Consider the following 17,256-nt stretch of genomic DNA (forward strand, 5'->3'; position numbering starts at 1 on the left):
CAACGCTGTGCCAAAGGGCACACCCGACCAGAACGACGCGATCGAGCCCCTTGCCTTCGGTGGTGGGGTTGGTTGTAAGCCAGGGGCGGCGGCTTTAGCGGAATATCGAGCCAGGACCGACTAAGTTGCAGATCGGTCGTTTCACCTGAGGAGAGAATGATGGACGACAACCTGTTTGAACATGGCCTGAAGCAGCGCAAGTCGACGCTGGGCGCCGAGTATGTTGAGAAGAACCTGGCAGCGGCGGATGATTTTACCCGCTCATTCCAAGAGAACATGACTGCTTGGTGCTGGGGCTTCGGCTGGGGGGATGACACGATCGATCACAAGACCCGTTCGATGATGAACCTCGCTATGATTGGGGCACTCGGCAAGATGCATGAATGGGAAATCCACTGTAACGGCGCGTTGAACAATGGTGTCACCAAAGAGGAAATCCGATCAATCATTCATGTGATCGGCATTTATTGTGGCGTCCCGCAGTCTCTTGAATGCTTCCGTGTCGCTCGCAAAGTCCTGACCGAACGTGGGCTGCTGGACTGATCTGATCCATTCGCGAGATCTTCAGAAGGAACGACACAATCAGCGAGATTGCGCGTCTGCAGTTCGCGCGGTCTGCTGACACCTGCCTAAGCCGGGTCTGGCACCTCACCTTGCCAATGGTCCCCCATCGCGACGATGCATGAAGTGCCGTTGGCGTAGTTCTGAACGATCATCCAGTCTCCGCTTGTGCGTTTGACCCAAACCTCCAGCATCGTTTCGGGATCGCGCAAACCCATGCCCTGACGTTCGGCCCCCAGAACCTGTTTCAGTGTCTGTGCCATCCGCGCGCTGTCATCACAGCTGACATCCGCCATTTTAGACTGCGCAGTAGAAGGCACCACAAGGCATAGAAGAAGAAGGCTGGCATGAAGACGGGTCATAGGTGAAGGTTAGTTCTTTCTGCGCTCAAGCGTAACAGTTTTATGACGCCCTGTGGATAAAACTCGCGCAGAGTCCTGCGAGAAACGCCACACACTGCAGAACTAGGCAATCATCGCGCCTGTCACAAATCTTTCGCGTAGATGTAAACGAAACGATTCAAAAGCGTCACGAAGCTTTTGTTTTGACGTTCTATCCGCCTCGCAACGATGGGGGCGATATGCTGAGAATTGAAAAGCTGACCAAAAAGTTTGGTGACAAACGGGCCGTGGATTCGGCGAATATCGTTGTCGACAAGCCAACCATGATCGGGATTATAGGCAGCTCCGGGGCTGGAAAATCCACGCTTTTGCGCATGGTCAACCGTCTGAGCGATGCAACGACCGGCACAATTACTTTTGAAGGCGAAGAGATCTCTGCGCTTCGCGGTGCTGCCAAACGCGAATGGCAATCGCGCTGTGCGATGATCTTCCAGCAGTTCAATCTTGTACCGCGCATGGATGTCGTCTCGAACGTTTTGCATGGCACGCTGAACAGGCAATCGACCTTTTCGACGATGTTCAACCTGTACCCGCGGTCGGATATTCATAAGGCGATTGAAATTCTGGATCGGCTAGGCATTGCCGAGCAAGCACCCAAGCGAGCCGAAGCCTTATCAGGCGGCCAGCAGCAACGCGTCGCCATCGCCCGCGCATTGATGCAGGACCCGAAGATCATTCTGGCGGATGAGCCGATCGCCTCGCTGGACCCAATGAATGCACAGGTCGTGATGCAGTCGCTGCGGGCCATTCACGAAGAAGACGGCCGTATGGTCATTGCGAATCTGCACACATTGGATACCGCGCGTCGCTACTGCGACCGGGTCATCGGAATGCGTGATGGTCGGATTGTGTTCGACGGCACCCCTGCGCAGCTGACCACGGGCGTAGCGCGCGACATCTACGGTGCAGGCGCAGACTTTTCCGAGGCCGCAACCTCGACCGAGATCGAAACACTGGACAGGCCCGAGGTCCGCGAAGCGGAAGCCTACGTCTGAGCCAGTTTCCCCCGCGTCCGTCGCGGGCCACCTTCATCTAACCGAACGGAGAAAACGATGAAAAAGACCCTCGCACTGGCGTTTGCCGCCACGACCGTTTTGAGCACTGCTGCTCTTGCCGAAGAAATCACCGAGTTTCGCATTGGCATCCTTGGTGGTGAAAATGCCCAGGACCGCATGAACTCGTACCAGTGTCTCGCAGACTATACCTCTGAGGCGTTAGGCGTTGAGACCAAGCTATTCGCCCCGGCGGACTACAACGGTGTGATACAGGGCCTGTTGGGCGGGACACTCGACATGGCTTGGCTGGGTGCCTCTTCTTACGCAGCCACCTATCTGCAAGACCCCGAAGCAGTTGAGCCCGTTCTGATCAAGGTCAATGTGGATGGTTCAATCGGGTATCACTCGATTGGGTTCGCCCGCAAGGATAGTGGCGTCACCTCACTGGACGACATGAAAGGCAAAGTGTTTGGGTTTGGTGATCCGAACTCGACCTCAGGTTATCTGATCCCATCGATCGAAATCCCCCAATACAAAGAAGGTGTCACCATGGAGTCGGGTGAGTATTTCGGTGAGGTCAAATTCACTGGTGGCCACGAGCAGACGATCGTCGCTGTGAATAATGGCGACATTGATGGTGGTGTGACCTGGGCCGATGGTCAGGGCAACTGGGAAGATGGATACAATTCTGGTGCCCTGCGCAAAGCGGTTGACGCAGGTCTTGTCGACATGAACGACATGGTCCAGATCTGGAAATCGAACGTTATCCCCGAAGGCCCTGTGGTTCTGCGCAAGGCGTTGCCTGCCGATGTCCGTGCGACCATGACAGATCTTGTCGATGGCCTGCACGAGCGTGACCCCGATTGCGCTTATGGTGTGGCGGCAGGCGAGACGCTGGGTTTCCAGCCGGTATCGCATGACACCTACATCTCGATTGTTGAGGCCCGCAAAGCCAAAATCGGTGGCTAACGCGCGCACATGACGTTTCCGGCAACCCATTGGGGTTGCCGGTCTTTATTCATTCGGGGCTCGGGATGGCAGATTTATCAATCGGTGCGGCGCCAGGCGGCGTTGAGACCATTCAATCCAGCTATATGGCACAAGTTCACAAGCGCAGGCTTTATGGCGGGCTGACGCTGCTGATCTTTGTGGTCCTGATGGTATCAGGTTTCAACATTGCGGATTCCCGAAACGCGGGTGGGTTCTGGGACGGATTGCATCAGATCGGTGATTACCCGGCGGATGTGCTGTCTGAAGCTTGGGAAAAGCGGGCCGATCTGCCTGGCCTGATCGTGAAGTACATCCCTGCACTGGTTGAGACGGTGAACATTGCCGCAGTTTCCACGTTGATCGGGGCCATCGGTGGTCTGATCCTGTCGCTTCTTGGCACACGCGGGCTGGCGAAATGGCCGGGTCTAATCCCGGTCTTCCGGCGTATCTCGGATGTTATGCGCGCAGTGCCGGAAATCGTTATCGCGCTTGTGCTGATCTTTGTCCTTGGCGGCGGGCCGGTGCCGGCGATGATCGCCATCTCAATCCACACCGCTGGGGCGCTTGGCAAAATGTTCTCGGAAGTGTCCGAAAACGCGGATCTGAAACCGGTTGAGGGGTTGGCTTCGACCGGGGCGACTTGGTCGAAACAGATGATGCTGGGTATCCTGCCACAGGTCGCGCCAAACTATATCAGCTACACGTTGCTGCGATTTGAGATCAATGTTCGCGCTTCTGCCATCCTGGGCTTCGTCGGCGCGGGAGGGTTGGGTTACGAACTGCGCAATGCCATGGCTTGGGGTCCGGGTCGTTTTGACGAGGCCGGCGCGATTTTCATCCTGCTATTCAGCACCATCGTATTCTTCGATCAGGTGTCCAGCCGCTACCGCAACCGTCTGACCGAAGGGCAGGGCCAATGACCACAATTGATTGGAACTTCGGGCTGGACGGGGCCAAGCTTGACGCCGAAAAGCTATTTCAGCGTAAACGATTGATCGGTTTTAGCATCCCTGTCGTGATCCTCGTTTATCTCACCTACATCTTCTTTGCCTTCGACCTGCCGGGCCTTGCGCAACGTGCCAATCTGGACAACGCCGTTACACTGGCTTCTGATAGCTGGTCACACAAAGTGCATGTCACACGCAATAATCAGAGCGGTGAAGTGACCTATGCTGTTGAGGGCGAGCGTAAGGGCACTTATCCCGAGGGTAAACGTCCCGACTGGGTATCGGGTGAAGAGGTGACGACGATCGATCTGGGCCGCAATCATATCGTGCGGTTCCTGTCTGACAACCGGACCGAGATTGAAATACCCGACTTCCAGCTGATCGAAGTGCAGGCCAAGGGACGCCGCCTGACGACAAATCTGCCCTCTGAACTGCCCGACTGGATTTCCGCATCTGAACGGCGTGTTGGCGTCACAACGCCTGAGGGCCGGATCACCATGACGGGCGCTCGGACTGAAGTGTTCAACTATTTCCCGGGTTGGGAGCTGTTCTGGTTCACGCTTGACAGTCCCTACCACGGCCATGGGCTTGGAGAGATCCTGTTTGGCGCGCAGATCGATCCAAGCCGTTCGAATATCGCAGGCGCAATCTCTGACTGGTGGAACAACGCGATGTGGCGGCATAAGGATGTGGCCTGGGCCATCGGAGAAACGATCCTGATGGCATTTCTGGGTACGATGGGTGCCGCGATGATCGCGCTGCCATTGGCCTTTCTCGCCGCCAAACGGTTTTCGCCGATCATGTTGCTTCGCGCCGCAACGCGCCGTCTTTTCGACTTTGTGCGCGGTGTGGACGCATTGATCTGGACTGTGGTTCTGGCTCGGGCCTTTGGCCCCGGACCATTGACCGGCGCGTTGGCGATTCTGATTACCGACACGGGCACGTTTGGCAAGATCTTCTCGGAGGCATTGGAAAACGTTGATCAGAAACAGATCGAGGGGGTGTCCTCGACTGGGGCCAAACCGCTACAGCGATACCGGTTCGGGGTGATCCCGCAGGTTGTTCCCGTGCTGCTGGCCCAGATTCTATATTTCCTCGAGTCCAATACACGTTCTGCGACGATCATCGGTGCGATCACCGGTGGCGGCATCGGACTGATGCTGACGCAAGCCATCCAGACGCAGAAAGATTGGGAAGAGGTCGCCTATTACATTGTCCTGATCATCATCATGGTGATGTTCATGGATTGGGCCTCGGGCTGGTTGCGCGGTAAGCTGATCGGGCGGAAAGACTGATGGCGCGGCTTTCAGCGGAACAGCCCTGCATTCACCCCGAATGTGAGATTACCGAAAGCACGTTCGGGGCCTATGTTGAAATCGGCAAGGGCAGTCGCGTCGTACATACAAAAATGGGCGACTACAGCTATTGCGATCGTTATGCCGACATCGCCAACGCGAAGGTCGGTAAGTTCGCCAACATCGCCGCGTTTTCGCGGATCGGCGCGACTGATCACCCGCTGCACACGGCGTCCTGTCACCATTTCCTGTATCGCTCGAACGATTATTGGGACGATGTGGATCGGGACGAGGTGTTTTTCAGTCACCGCAAATCCCGAATTGTCCATATCGGGAACGATACATGGATTGGCGCAGGCGCGATGATAAAGCCCGAGGTCACACTGGGTGACGGGGCTGTTGTGGCTGCGGGTGCCTTGGTGACGAAGGATGTAGACCCCTACACAATTGTTGCCGGTACACCTGCAAGACCCTTGCGACTGCGTCAGCCACGACACATCGCCGATCGGTTGATCGCATTGGCCTGGTGGAATTGGTCTCATGACAAGTTGCGGTTGGCGCTCGACGATTTCCGTGCTCTGAAGGCTGATGCGTTTCTGGAGAAATACGAGCCTTAACTCTCAAGGGTCAGTGTCACCCGATCTCCAACAAACCAGGTTCGGCCAAATTCAACCGGTTGTCCCTTTTCGTCAACATTCACTCCGGATGATCTAAGCAGCGGATCACCTTCCGAAACCTGCAGATGTAGCGCTTGGGTGGCCGTTGCGCGCGTGGCCGTCAGACGGGTTGAGGCCCGAGTATAGTCAGTGACGCCCGACCTGTTTAACGCCTCGGTAACGCTGCTGGTCTCTTGCAGCGCAGCAGTGATGCCAGGCAGGCGCTCAAGGGGAAACATGCTTTCGAACACGGCAATCGGGTGTCCATCCGCCAATGAGAGGCCGTGATACGCACAGATCTGATCACCGGGTGAAACGGTCAGTGCGGTGGCCTCGCCCTCGGTCGCTGCCCGTTCTTCAACATGAAGCACCCTCTTTTCTGGTCTGCGACCAGCAGCGATGAGGTTTTCATGGAATCGCACCCGCGAGCCGATGGGGTAATCGGTGGGCGTGGCTGCCACGAAAGCGCCCGCGCCCCGGCGCGTTCGGATTAGGCCCTCATCCACAAGGGCCGAGATGCCGTGACGCACCGTATGGCGGTTCACACCGAACCGCTCTGCCAGTGCCGCTTCGGTTGGCAGCTTATCACCCGGGCCATAGCGCCCTTCGGCCATATCGCTGCGAAGTGCGTCGGCAATGGCCTTCCAGATCGGGGTTTTGGTGGGAGTGTCACGCAAGTTTCACAAAATTCCTCTGTCTGACGGCGGCAAATATGATAAGATGTGTATAGTTGTATAGTATATGGAAAAGTTGTCGAGATGAAAGACACTTTTGATGAAAACGCGGACCGGAAGGCTTGGATGAGCCTGCTGGCCAAAGCGCCGGAGGGACGCGTGGCCGCCCTGTTGGATGCAGCGATGCCTCGCCCCGGCTTCACATGGCTGCGTGCTCCTGAGATTGGCAGCACCATGGTTCGGGCTCGCGCTGGCGGGACCGGTGCGCCGTTCAATCTGGGCGAAATGACGGTAACACGCTGTGCGCTGACTCTGGGAGCGGGCGAAGTCGGGCATGCCTATATACAAGGCCGTCGGAAAGAAGATGCCGAAGTCGCCGCGCTGGTTGATGCACTGATGCAGACAGATGTGTCTGATCTGTTGCGCACAAAAGTGCTGACCCCTTTGCGAGATGAGCTGACCAATGCAAAGGCCGCGCGTGCCGCCAAAGCCGCAGCCACTAAGGTTGATTTCTTCACCATGGTACGAGGAGAGGATTGATGCAGTCAGAAGCCCTGATCGGCGGTTTCAAGGATCCCGCGATCCAATCTGCTCACGCCTTTCGCAGCGTGATGGAAGCAATGGCGCGTCCCGGTACCGTGCAAGAGATTTCTGGCGCAGTTCCTCCGGCCCCAATGTCACCAGCAGCGGGTGCGGTGTTGTTGACGCTTTGCGACACTGAGACGCCCGTTTATCTGGCAGGTGCGCTAGATTGCGACGCCGTACGCAGCTGGCTTGCATTCCACACCGGAGCACCGCTGACCGGCCCGTCGCATTGTATGTTTGCCATTGGTGCGTGGTCGGATCTGGGACCATTGAACGCATACCCGATCGGGACGTCTGAATATCCGGATCGTTCTGCCACGTTGATCGTGGAATGTCCCGAACTCATCGCTTCAGGGGCGACACTGGCAGGTCCGGGAATCAAGGATAAATCCGCGCTTTCATTGCCCGAGCTTGAGGCGTTTCAGCATAATCAGACGCTATATCCACTGGGGCTCGACTTCATCTTCACGAATAGCAGCCGCCTAGCGGCTTTGCCAAGAACGACCGAGGTGTCCTGATGTATGTCGCAGTAAAAGGCGGTGAGCGTGCGATTGAAAATGCCCACGCCTGGCTTGCCGAAGAACGCCGTGGTGATACCGATGTGGCGGAACTGAGCATCGCGCAAATCCGCGAACAGCTTAGCCTGGCGGTCAATCGTGTCATGGGCGAAGGCTCGTTGTTCGATCCTGATCTGGCCGCACTTTCGATCAAGCAAGCACGAGGCGATCTGATTGAGGCCATCTTCTTAATCCGCGCCTATCGAACCACGTTGCCACGCTTTGGCGCATCCGAGCCTGTTGATACCGGGGCAATGGCTTGCGACCGGCGCATTTCGGCAACCTTCAAGGATTTGCCGGGCGGGCAGGTGCTTGGGCCGACCTTCGACTACACTCATCGCTTACTGGATTTCAAACTGGCTGCTGAAGGTGAGGTGCCCAAAGCCCCAGCGCGCGAAGCTGAACTGGGTGAAGTGCCGCATGTCACGGATTTCCTCAATCGCGAAGGCCTGATCGAGGAAGCGCCGCATGACGATACGCCGCCACCTGATCTGACCCGCGAGCCGCTTGAAATGCCCGCCGATCGCGCCCTGCGCCTTCAGGCGCTGACCCGCGCGGATGAAGGTTTCACCCTCGGTCTGGCGTATTCCACACAGCGCGGATACGCGCGCAATCACGCCTTTGTTGGAGAGCTTCGGATCGGGTCCGTGCCGGTTGAAATGGAGATCCCTGAACTCGGCTTTGCCATCGAAATCGGTGAGGTCGTTCTGACCGAATGTGAAACGGTTAACCAGTTCAAGGGCTCCAAAACCGAGCCGCCGCAATTCACCCGAGGTTATGGGCTTGTGTTTGGTCAGACTGAGCGCAAAGCGATCTCGATGGCTCTGGTCGACCGCGCACTTCGGTGGGAGGAACTGGGTGAGGACAATGTCGGCGCACCTGCTCAGGATGCCGAGTTTGTCCTCTATCACGCGGACAACATACAGGCGACGGGGTTTCTAGAGCATATCAAGCTGCCGCATTACGTCGATTTCCAGTCTGAACTGGAACTGGTGCGCAAACTACGCCGCGAAGCAGGTGCTGATCAAGCGCAGGAGGCTGCGGAATGAACGCCTATAACTTTGCTTATCTGGACGAGCAGACCAAGCGTATGATTCGCCGTGCAATCCTGAAAGGTCTGGCGATCCCGGGCTATCAGGTGCCGTTTGCCTCGCGCGAAATGCCCATGCCGTATGGCTGGGGTACGGGCGGTGTGCAGGTCTCGGCCGCTGTGTTGACCCCGGATGACACGTTCAAGGTGATCGATCAGGGCTCGGACGATACCACAAACGCGGTCTCGATCCGCACCTTCTTTGAGCGCACTGCGGGGGTTGAAACAACCACAACGACAAGCGACGCCTCCGTGATTCAGACTCGCCACCGGATTCCCGAGGAGCCGCTGCAAGAAGGTCAGATCCTTGTCTATCAGGTGCCTATCCCCGAGCCGTTGCGCTTTCTCGAACCACGAGAGAGCGAAACCCGCAAGATGCACAGCCTTGAGGAATACGGGCTGATGCATGTGAAGCTGTACGAAGATATCAGTCGTCACGGGCATATCGCGACGTCGTATGCTTACCCGGTGAAGGTCGAAGGCCGCTATGTGATGGATCCGTCGCCAATCCCGAAATTCGATAACCCAAAGCTTGGTGATATGGCTGCGATCCAGCTGTTCGGAGCTGGGCGTGAACAACGGATCTACGCGCTGCCACCCTACACGCAGGTTGTCTCACTGGATTTTGAGGATCATCCGTTTGAGGCGTCCAAGGCCGACCAAGCCTGCGGCTTGTGCGGTGCCGAGGACAGCTATCTGGACGAGGTAATCATCGATGACGCGGGTGGGCGGATGTTCGTCTGCTCGGATACCGATTATTGCGAGGCGCGCCAGGCGGCGGGTCACAAAGGAAAGGACGCTGCATGACACCTTTGCTGTCTGTTCGGGACATCACAAAGCGCTATGGCCCAAATATTGGCTGTGCCGATGTGTCATTCGACTTCTATCCCGGTGAGGTCATGGGGATCGTTGGCGAAAGCGGGTCAGGTAAGTCGACACTGCTGAATTGCATGGCCGGGCATCTGACCCCGGATGCCGGAGAGGTTGTGTTCGACACCCGCGCAAAAGGTCCGCAGGACACGGTAACGATGTCCGAGCCCGAGCGCCGGATGCTGAGCCGCACCGATTGGGCCTTTGTCCACCAACATGCACGCGACGGGTTGCGCATGGGCGTCAGTGCCGGTGGGAATGTAGGTGAACGGCTGATGGCCGTTGGAGAGCGTCACTATGGCGACATACGTGACAAGGCCACGGATTGGCTGCAACGAGTGGAGATCGATGCCTCCCGTTTGGATGATCGCCCGACGACCTTTTCGGGTGGGATGCAGCAGCGCCTGCAGATTGCACGAAACCTCGTGACCGGTCCTCGGCTGGTGTTCATGGATGAGCCAACGGGCGGTCTGGACGTGTCCGTTCAGGCGCGGTTGCTCGACTTGTTGCGTGGGTTAGTTCGCGACATGGGCTTGTCGGCGATCATCGTCACGCATGATCTGGCCGTGGTGCGCCTGCTGGCAGATCGGTTGATGGTGATGAAATCGGGCGGCGTGGTCGAGGCAGGCCTGACCGATCAAGTGCTGGATGACCCGCAACACGCCTATAGCCAACTTCTTGTCAGTTCCGTTTTGCAGGTGTGAGCAATGATTGAGCTTAACAACGTCTCAAAGACTTTCACTCTCCATAATCAAGGTGCGGCCGTGATCGAGGTGCTGAGCGATGTATCCTTCTCGGTCTCTCCGGGCGAATGCGTAGCGCTGACGGGCGCGTCGGGGGCGGGCAAGTCCACCCTCATGCGTATGATCTATGGCAACTATCTGGCCCGAAGCGGAGAAATTCGCATCGGTGATGTGGATATCGTGCAGGCAGAGCCTCGGACAGTTATCGCCCTGCGCCGCGAGGTTCTGGGTTATGTCAGCCAGTTTCTCCGCGTGGTACCGCGCGTGCCCACCGTCGATGTCGTGGCCGAGCCCTTGCGGGCTGTGGGCATTTCCGCTGCTGACGCGAAGGCGCGGGCTGAAGCTCTGTTGCGGCAACTGAACATTCCCGAGCGGCTCTGGACCCTTTCACCGACTACCTTCTCGGGTGGTGAACAGCAGCGTGTCAACATCGCACGCGGGTTCGCCCATTCTTATCCCGCGATGCTGTTGGATGAGCCGACTGCCAGTCTGGATGCGGCCAATCGCGAGGTTGTTCTAAGGCTCATCGAAGAGGCAAAGGCGCGTGGTACTGCAATCATCGGCATTTTCCATGACGAAGCGGCTAGGGCGCGCGTTTGTGATCGCGAAATCGACGCCAGTCAGTTTTCGCCCGAGGTCGCGGCATGACCCGGGGTTGCCTCATCGCTGTGGTTGGCCCGTCGGGGGCTGGCAAAGACAGTGTGATGCTAGGGCTTTGTGACTTGTTGCCCGATTTGCATTTGGTGCGCCGCGTCATCACCCGGGCACCAGAGTTGGGCGGGGAAGACTATGACGCCGTCGAACTCACCGAATTTGAAGAAATGGCGGCGAATGGTGCCTTTGCGGTGCATTGGGTTGCTCATGGGCTTTGCTACGGGATACCGGTTGCCGTCAAAGATCGGCTGAGTGATGGCGCAGATTGTCTGGCAAATTTCTCCCGTAAAGCTCTGCTCCAGGCCGCAGAAAAATTCCCGCGCTTCATTGTCCTGAATATCTCGGCGAAGCCGGAAACTCTTGCTCGGCGTTTGGCGGCTCGCGGCCGAGAAAGCGATAGCGAGATTGCAAATCGGCTTGCTCAGGCAGAAAAACCCTTGCCCGATGGGTTGGACGTTATCACCATTTCCAACGATGGCCCACTGGCCGAGACGGTTGCGCGCGCCGCAGGGGTCCTTCAACCAGCGAGCGCGTACCGATGAATAAGCTCGAAACGCCCATCAATGCGCTCGCCGCACAAGGCAATTTGGTCGATGACGAAGGGCTCGGGCAAGGCTGGCAAATGGCGGCGCAGCGCCTCGGTCCATACAGGAATATCACCATTCGGCAGCCGACCTGTCAGCGTCATGTGAAACCGAAACTCGGCCATCACATAGGGATAACCCCACTCGATCAACAGTGCGTCCTGACGTTGGCTCAGCCTTGCACCGCGCCGCCGCTCAAGTTCAGCCTCGTTGGTTGGGGCGCGAAACGGGTCAAGCTCACGTACACAGGCCGCAGCAATTCTTTGCAAGCCGCTCACATCGCCTTGTGGGGTCAAAGCGAGAAACCGGCCCAGCCTCGTCAGACTCAGCCGTTCACAGCTCGAAGGCGCCAGGCCAGCGGCCATCTCAGACGCCGCCGCTTTCAGGGCTTCAAGCGAATAACCTCCGGCCAGTTGAAAGGGTGGTTTCAGCGTTCCGTGAAAGCCGTATTTGCGCGGTGTCATCGTAACGTCATGCAAATCGGGCAGATCGGGCTGAGGCACCTCGCAGCCCTGCACGACATCCCATCCCAGCCAGCGCGCGCCGAACTGTTCCAATGGTCCTTCGGGCGGCACGTAGTAGATTGCAAATCGAGAGTATGACATGAATTCCCCTTTTCCCGCGCCCTCTTTGGCAAAGGCTTGTGACAGCGATATGTCAGATAATCTGTGCCTTGCGAATGCCCAGCTTGTGATGCCCGATCGGGTAGTAACCGGTTCGGTGACAATCGAACAGGGCATCATTTCCGAGATCACCGAAGGGGATCATGTTCCGACCGGCGCGGCCGATTGTGCAGGTGATTACATCCTTCCGGGACTGGTCGAGCTGCACACCGACAATATCGAACGTCATATCGAGCCTCGCCCGGAAGTGGACTGGCCTCATCTTCCGGCCCTGATCGCGCATGATAGCGAGCTGGCTTCGACCGGAATCACAACCGTGTTCGACGCCATGCGAGTAGGTTCCATTCACAGCGGCAAGGGCCGTTACATCGACTATGCCCGCAAACTGGCGGACGAACTGTTGTCGGCGCGCGCCGCAGGCTATTTCAAGATCAGCCATTTCCTTCACCTGCGGGCTGAGATCTGCTCGGAGACACTGCTTGAGGAATTGGCGACCTTCGGGCCGGAAGACAGGGTTGGCATTGTCAGCCTGATGGACCACACGCCGGGTCAACGTCAATTCAGCGATCTGGGTGCATTGAAGACCTATGTCGCCAAAAAGCGCGGTATGACCGACGCCGATTTCGTTGCACATGTCGAGAACCTGCGTGGTCTGCAGCAGCGTTTCGGAGAAAAGCACGAAGCCGGTGCAGTGATCGAGGCCGCCCGTCTTGGCGCCGCGCTTGCCAGCCATGACGATACCACGGCGCAGCATGTCGAAAAATCGTCCGAAAATGGTGTGGCTTTCGCCGAGTTCCCAACCACGTTCGAGGCGGCCGAGGCCTGCCGTACCCGCAACATCGCCGTCATGATGGGTGCCCCGAATCTGATCCGTGGCGGCTCGCATTCCGGCAATGTCGCGGCTGAAGATCTTGCAAAGGCCGATCTTCTGGAAATTGTGTCTTCCGACTATGTGCCCTCTGCGCTACTGCTGTCGGCTTTTCACCTTGCCAGTGTTTGGGACGACCTGCCTCGTGCTGTGGCCACGGTTACACGTAATCCTGCAATGGCTGTCGGTCTTGATGACCGTGGCATCCTGAATGTTGGCCTGCGTGGTGATGTACTGCGTGTGCGTCGCATGGGTCAAACACCAGTTTTGCGCGGTGTCTGGAGCCAGGGCAACAAGGTTGGATGAGTTGTGATTGGTTGAATCGCACTTGCCAAACAGAACATGGCTGGCGGTCGAAAGCTCGCGGATTACCAGATGGGATCTGCGCCCTTGCTCCGCTTGATTTTTCTGGACCCGCATCTTGATAATCTGATGTCGTGCCAGAACATTAAACTCGTAAAGAATATGGTTACTTTTTTACCGCACTTTCTCCTGTAACGCAAAATGCGGGCAGCAAGTTCCACGATTAACTGACTGGAAATTTGTTGCTTATCTCAGAGTTGAAATCAGGAGCTTTGGCGGGATGAGGGCATGGTTGTCGGTTGTGATAGCCACTATTATTTTGGCGGGCTGCAGTCAGGATTTACAGGGAACCAAGTCCTTTGATCCCGGGGCGACACCAGCCCTCGCCCCCTTATCGGGGGGGAATAATCTGAAGGGAAATGTCGCACGCACTGAATTCGCTGAGTTGGTGCGAAGGTCTGTTGCGACATCGCCCACCACCGCAGCCGGAGCCGCCAGCGTTCTGGCTTCGAAATCCCGCATTGATGCCGAGCAAGGCGCGTTCCTGCCGCAGATCGAGGCCGAGACATCCCTGACGTCCGATGGGGATACAGTACCGATCCTGCGGCTTAGCCAGATCATCTATGATGGTGGCAAAGTCTCGGGTCGTGTGGGTTTGCGTCAGATTGAAGCCCGGCAGACCTGGTTAAACGAATTGTCAGAGCTGAGCGCGCTGAGCTTCGAGGCCATCGAAACCATAATTGATCTGGATCGAAATCGCCGCCTCGAAGAACAAGCCCAGCAGAATCTGGATCGTACGGACGTTTTGGTCAGCGACCTCCAGTCCCGTTTTGATGCCGGGGCGGGGTCGGTGGCGGATTTGCTGGCGGGGCAGGGGCGGAAGTCTAATGCCGAGACAGAATTAGCGCAGGCTCAGACGGATGTGGAACTGGCGACGGCAACATGGGTCGAAGTCTTCGGAACGCGACCCGGTGCTATTCCGACCATCCCCCCGCACCCATTCTGGCAGCGGCCACCTCGCAGCAAATGGTTGCACGCAGCCCGCGTCTGCGTACTCAGGTCGCCTTCAGTCAAGTGCGTGAACAAGAGGTCGTGGTTGCCGAACGAGCGACCCGCCCAACACTCTCTGCGATTCTTGAGACAGATTTCGACCAGGGCAGTATCGACGACGGTGTGCAGGCCCGATTGGGTGTAACGGTCCCGATTTACCAAGGGGGATCCGCGCGCGCCAATGTCGAAACCGCAAGGGCGAATCTTCAACAAAGCCGGGCTGATGAAGAAGAATTGCGGCGCGAGTTGCAACGTAATCTCTCCCAGGCCTTGGAAGAGACCAATTCAATCCAGCGACGGCTCGCCACAGCCCGGCGCGCTGTCGAGATCAATGAGCAAGCGCTGGATGCAGCTCGTGGACAGTTTGATATCGGGCGCAGCACGCTGGTACAGATATTGGATGCGTTGCGCGAGTTGAATCTTGCGCAGGTTCGGGTGATCCAGCTTGAGGCCCAGGCACGTCGTGCAGAATATGCCGTGCTGGCGGTCACGGGCGATATCCTGGACGCGTTGGGTGTTGCACAGCCGACCGATCCAACCTTGTGATATCCGTCATGAACCCGACTGCGACTATCCCGCTGAATACGCACCTCCGACTTCTGACAGAGCATTTGGGTCTTGGGTTGTCCGAGGTGGATATCTTTCGGGTGTTCTAGGGCAATGAAGTCGCCTAGGCGGTCAGCGCAGTGGAAGCGGTGGGCTAAAGGCGGGTTTCGGGAAAGCGCGGTTGCTGAAACTGGACCCGAACTTGTTTCTGGTCCTGGCGTTTGATGCAGCTGTGCAATCTTTCGCGTTTCTGGATCGAGAAGACACCAACGCTTTCTTGTGATCGATGCCAGCAGCGGATTCAGCGATCCTCAGATCTGGCGGCGACAGGAAACACGACTGCGCAAGACGCCCTGGATATTGCGCGCATAATGCTCGCGCCGTTCGGACGAGGACCGCTCTGCCCCGCAAGGCCAATGGTTTTAGTCTGCGTTCAGCGATCTGCGCGTGGTCTACATTCAGAATATGTTGGCCGCGATGGTGATAAGTGTGCTTGGGCCGACGACGTCGCTGTTCACCATGGTCGTTCATGACCTCATTCTGCCAAACGAAGTGGTTGATAGCTTGCTGGCTCTGGTCTTCGGGGTTGGCCTTGCACTGTTGTTCGATTTCCTGATCAAGAAATTGCGGACACGGTTCATCGATACAGCGGGAAAACGGGCGGACCTGAAGATCACCGAGCGGCTGTTCAATCAGTTGATGGCGCTTAAAATGTAAGCCCGGGGCGGGCAGAATGGACGCATGGCCTGGATCCTTCGGGATTTTGAGGTCGTCCGGGATTTCTTTACGTCTGCCTCGCTGGTTGCTTTGGTCGATCTGCCCTTCCCTTTCGTATTCGTGGCGTGATCTAGGCGATTGGCAGGCCGCGACAGGCGATTGCGATCGCGTCGCGCGCGAGACTTGAGGCTCAGATATCCGGACAAGAATTTGATCTTCCCGACCGTACAGGTGTGGAGGCGGCGTTTCTGGAGGAATAGATTGGCGTGATCCAACCTATGGTTGAGCGCGGCATCGAAAGTTCGCTGGTGATGATTGACTTGCGCCGGCAGCTTAGCCGCCAAATTGGACAGCTTAGAGAGGCCGGTAGCCGAATACTGATGACTATGTTGGAGCGATGAGCGGAAAGACCACTCAGACTTCCGCTCGGTTGGAACCAAATCCCGACCGGGCTGTTGATTGAGTCAGAGGCACTCAGACAGTGTTTTGGCCAGATTGCGGATGAGTTGCGGGTACAGATCCGCTCCGGGTTCCAGATCAGATCCCAGCGGGTCCATGATGCCGGTTTTGGCTTCAGTACCGTCAAGAACGGTTGTGACGATCCCGGGGTTGAACTGCGGTTCGGTCATAACACAATCCACACCTTCGTCGCGGATACGGCTTTGAATTTCGGCGATCCTTGCCGGGCTTGAGGCAGTCGCGTCGCTGAGGGAAATTGCGCCCGAGGCTGGGAAGCCAAAGGCATCTTCGAAATACTGATAGGCATCGTGGAAAACGATAAAGCTGCCACCTTTGACTGGTTCTAGCGTTTCGGTCACTTCCGCTGACAGAGCAGCCATTTCTTCACGCGCAGCTGCCGCATTTGCAAAATAGGCGCCTGCGTTGTCCGGGTCAGCTGCAGAAAGCTGCGCGGCGATCGTGTTCAGCCAGATTTCTGCGTTGGCCGGAGAGAGCCAGGCGTGCGGATCATGTGCACCATGCGCGTGGCCCTCATGATCGTGGTCGCCGTGGTCCACATGATCATCGTGGTCATGCTCATCCGAGTGTGCATGCTCTTCGTCATGATCGTGATCATCATGCTCTTTGTCCTCGGCATGATCGTCGTGATCGTGGTCATCGTCCTTCGCAAGATCGTTATGATCGTCACCCCCATAATCTTCGCCGACGCCATGGTCATGCGCCTCAAATGATGCGTTTTCACGGATATCAAGCAGAACCGTTCCGTCCGTATCAAGCAATTCCGTAACCGCTGCACCAGCGCTGAGCGTATCGACAGCGCCTTCCATCCAAGGGGTCAAGTCCTCGCCAATCCAGAATACCAGATCGGCCTCTTGCAGTGCGGCTGCTTCTGATGGACGAAGGTTGTATTCGTGAGGCGATGCGCCAGGTTGTATGATCAGATCAGGTGTTCCGACACCTTCCATCACCCGGGCCACGAGTGAGTGAACGGGTGCGATGTCAACCGCAACCTTGGGTGCATCCGCCATGGCGGTTCCGCCCATCAATGCAGCGGTAATCGATAGTGGGAGCAGCTTTCTGGACATCAG

General features: G+C 57.2%; 20 protein-coding genes and 1 pseudogene. 17 read left to right on the forward strand and 4 right to left on the reverse strand.

Annotation, left to right across the window (positions count from 1 at the left end):
- The first annotated feature begins 159 nt into the window (after window positions 1-159).
- The gene (locus AC1DFB_RS20735; RefSeq protein WP_170394285.1) at window positions 160-543 is read left to right on the forward strand and encodes a carboxymuconolactone decarboxylase family protein; all 384 of its coding nucleotides are present in this window, start codon (window positions 160-162) and stop codon (window positions 541-543) included.
- Window positions 544-629: 86 nt separating this feature from the next.
- On the opposite strand, the gene AC1DFB_RS20740 is transcribed toward AC1DFB_RS20735, so the two are convergent.
- Complete coding sequence (locus AC1DFB_RS20740) at window positions 630-857, reverse strand: hypothetical protein (protein ID WP_170509507.1); 228 nt, start codon at window positions 855-857, stop codon at window positions 630-632.
- Window positions 858-1,141: 284 nt separating this feature from the next.
- Here AC1DFB_RS20740 and phnC point away from each other — a divergent pair, with 284 nt between their 5' ends.
- The 5 genes from phnC (at window position 1,142) to AC1DFB_RS20765 (ending at window position 5,806) form a co-directional block, all read left to right on the forward strand.
- A complete protein-coding gene (gene phnC, locus AC1DFB_RS20745) occupies window positions 1,142-1,957 on the forward strand; it encodes a phosphonate ABC transporter ATP-binding protein (RefSeq protein ID WP_170394291.1) in 816 nt (271 codons plus the stop codon).
- A gap of 57 nt (window positions 1,958-2,014) precedes the next feature.
- On the forward strand, window positions 2,015-2,926 hold the full coding sequence (gene phnD, locus AC1DFB_RS20750) for a phosphonate ABC transporter substrate-binding protein (RefSeq protein ID WP_170394294.1): 912 nt from the start codon (window positions 2,015-2,017) through the stop codon (window positions 2,924-2,926).
- Window positions 2,927-2,991: 65 nt separating this feature from the next.
- Entirely contained in the window at window positions 2,992-3,867 is an 876-nt protein-coding gene (gene phnE / locus AC1DFB_RS20755; protein ID WP_480922732.1) for a phosphonate ABC transporter, permease protein PhnE, read from the forward strand.
- Window positions 3,864-5,189, forward strand: a complete 1,326-nt coding sequence (phnE, locus tag AC1DFB_RS20760; protein WP_480922733.1) for a phosphonate ABC transporter, permease protein PhnE — start codon at window positions 3,864-3,866, stop codon at window positions 5,187-5,189. Before phnE (AC1DFB_RS20755) ends, phnE (AC1DFB_RS20760) begins: the two co-directional genes overlap by 4 nt.
- Window positions 5,189-5,806, forward strand: coding sequence for a DapH/DapD/GlmU-related protein (locus AC1DFB_RS20765; protein ID WP_480922734.1), 618 nt, complete (start codon window positions 5,189-5,191; stop codon window positions 5,804-5,806). Before phnE (AC1DFB_RS20760) ends, AC1DFB_RS20765 begins: the two co-directional genes overlap by 1 nt.
- Here AC1DFB_RS20765 and phnF read toward each other — a convergent pair.
- Entirely contained in the window at window positions 5,803-6,522 is a 720-nt protein-coding gene (gene phnF / locus AC1DFB_RS20770; protein WP_170509522.1) for a phosphonate metabolism transcriptional regulator PhnF, read from the reverse strand. The two genes, AC1DFB_RS20765 and phnF, sit on opposite strands and share 4 nt — an antisense overlap.
- Before the next feature lie 81 nt (window positions 6,523-6,603).
- On the opposite strand from phnF, the gene phnG reads away from it, so the two are divergent.
- Genes phnG through phnN form a run of 7 tightly spaced genes read left to right on the forward strand, consistent with a single transcriptional unit; the run spans window position 6,604 to window position 11,560 of the window.
- Window positions 6,604-7,059 carry a phosphonate C-P lyase system protein PhnG gene (phnG, locus tag AC1DFB_RS20775; protein WP_170394307.1) on the forward strand — a complete coding sequence of 152 codons (456 nt, stop codon included), beginning with the start codon at window positions 6,604-6,606 and terminating at the stop codon, window positions 7,057-7,059.
- Window positions 7,059-7,622 (forward strand): phosphonate C-P lyase system protein PhnH, encoded by a 564-nt coding sequence (gene phnH / locus AC1DFB_RS20780; protein ID WP_480922735.1) that lies wholly within the window; start codon window positions 7,059-7,061, stop codon window positions 7,620-7,622. Before phnG ends, phnH begins: the two co-directional genes overlap by 1 nt.
- Window positions 7,622-8,710, forward strand: coding sequence for a carbon-phosphorus lyase complex subunit (locus AC1DFB_RS20785; protein WP_480922736.1), 1,089 nt, complete (start codon window positions 7,622-7,624; stop codon window positions 8,708-8,710). Before phnH ends, AC1DFB_RS20785 begins: the two co-directional genes overlap by 1 nt.
- Window positions 8,707-9,558 carry an alpha-D-ribose 1-methylphosphonate 5-phosphate C-P-lyase PhnJ gene (locus AC1DFB_RS20790; RefSeq protein ID WP_170394314.1) on the forward strand — a complete coding sequence of 284 codons (852 nt, stop codon included), beginning with the start codon at window positions 8,707-8,709 and terminating at the stop codon, window positions 9,556-9,558. The genes AC1DFB_RS20785 and AC1DFB_RS20790 overlap by 4 nt, the downstream gene beginning before the upstream one ends.
- Complete coding sequence (gene phnK, locus AC1DFB_RS20795; protein ID WP_480922737.1) at window positions 9,555-10,325, forward strand: phosphonate C-P lyase system protein PhnK; 771 nt, start codon at window positions 9,555-9,557, stop codon at window positions 10,323-10,325. Before AC1DFB_RS20790 ends, phnK begins: the two co-directional genes overlap by 4 nt.
- A gap of 3 nt (window positions 10,326-10,328) precedes the next feature.
- A complete protein-coding gene (gene phnL, locus AC1DFB_RS20800; RefSeq protein ID WP_170394324.1) occupies window positions 10,329-11,012 on the forward strand; it encodes a phosphonate C-P lyase system protein PhnL in 684 nt (227 codons plus the stop codon).
- Complete coding sequence (gene phnN, locus AC1DFB_RS20805; RefSeq protein WP_480922738.1) at window positions 11,009-11,560, forward strand: phosphonate metabolism protein/1,5-bisphosphokinase (PRPP-forming) PhnN; 552 nt, start codon at window positions 11,009-11,011, stop codon at window positions 11,558-11,560. The genes phnL and phnN overlap by 4 nt, the downstream gene beginning before the upstream one ends.
- On the opposite strand, the gene AC1DFB_RS20810 is transcribed toward phnN, so the two are convergent.
- A complete protein-coding gene (locus AC1DFB_RS20810) occupies window positions 11,536-12,207 on the reverse strand; it encodes a DUF1045 domain-containing protein (RefSeq protein ID WP_480922739.1) in 672 nt (223 codons plus the stop codon). The two genes, phnN and AC1DFB_RS20810, sit on opposite strands and share 25 nt — an antisense overlap.
- A gap of 49 nt (window positions 12,208-12,256) precedes the next feature.
- Here AC1DFB_RS20810 and AC1DFB_RS20815 point away from each other — a divergent pair, with 49 nt between their 5' ends.
- The 4 genes and pseudogenes from AC1DFB_RS20815 to AC1DFB_RS20830 all read left to right on the forward strand — a co-directional run bounded on the left by AC1DFB_RS20815 (window position 12,257) and on the right by AC1DFB_RS20830 (window position 15,709).
- Window positions 12,257-13,399 carry an alpha-D-ribose 1-methylphosphonate 5-triphosphate diphosphatase gene (locus AC1DFB_RS20815; RefSeq protein WP_480922740.1) on the forward strand — a complete coding sequence of 381 codons (1,143 nt, stop codon included), beginning with the start codon at window positions 12,257-12,259 and terminating at the stop codon, window positions 13,397-13,399.
- A gap of 277 nt (window positions 13,400-13,676) precedes the next feature.
- A pseudogene (locus AC1DFB_RS20820) lies at window positions 13,677-14,279 on the forward strand (TolC family protein); the annotation flags it as partial.
- A 143-nt stretch (window positions 14,280-14,422) separates the two neighbouring features.
- Window positions 14,423-14,992, forward strand: coding sequence for a TolC family protein (locus tag AC1DFB_RS20825; RefSeq protein WP_480922741.1), 570 nt, complete (start codon window positions 14,423-14,425; stop codon window positions 14,990-14,992).
- Window positions 14,993-15,439: 447 nt separating this feature from the next.
- Window positions 15,440-15,709: a 6TM ABC transporter family protein gene (locus AC1DFB_RS20830; protein ID WP_170635875.1), complete on the forward strand. Its 270-nt coding sequence runs from the start codon at window positions 15,440-15,442 to the stop codon at window positions 15,707-15,709.
- 464 nt (window positions 15,710-16,173) lie between these two features.
- Here the strand turns inward: AC1DFB_RS20830 and AC1DFB_RS20835 are convergent, their stop codons facing one another.
- Window positions 16,174-17,253, reverse strand: coding sequence for a zinc ABC transporter substrate-binding protein (locus AC1DFB_RS20835; protein ID WP_480922742.1), 1,080 nt, complete (start codon window positions 17,251-17,253; stop codon window positions 16,174-16,176).
- Between the last annotated feature and the right edge of the window lie 3 nt (window positions 17,254-17,256).

The organism is Ruegeria sp. S84, assembly GCF_056583445.1.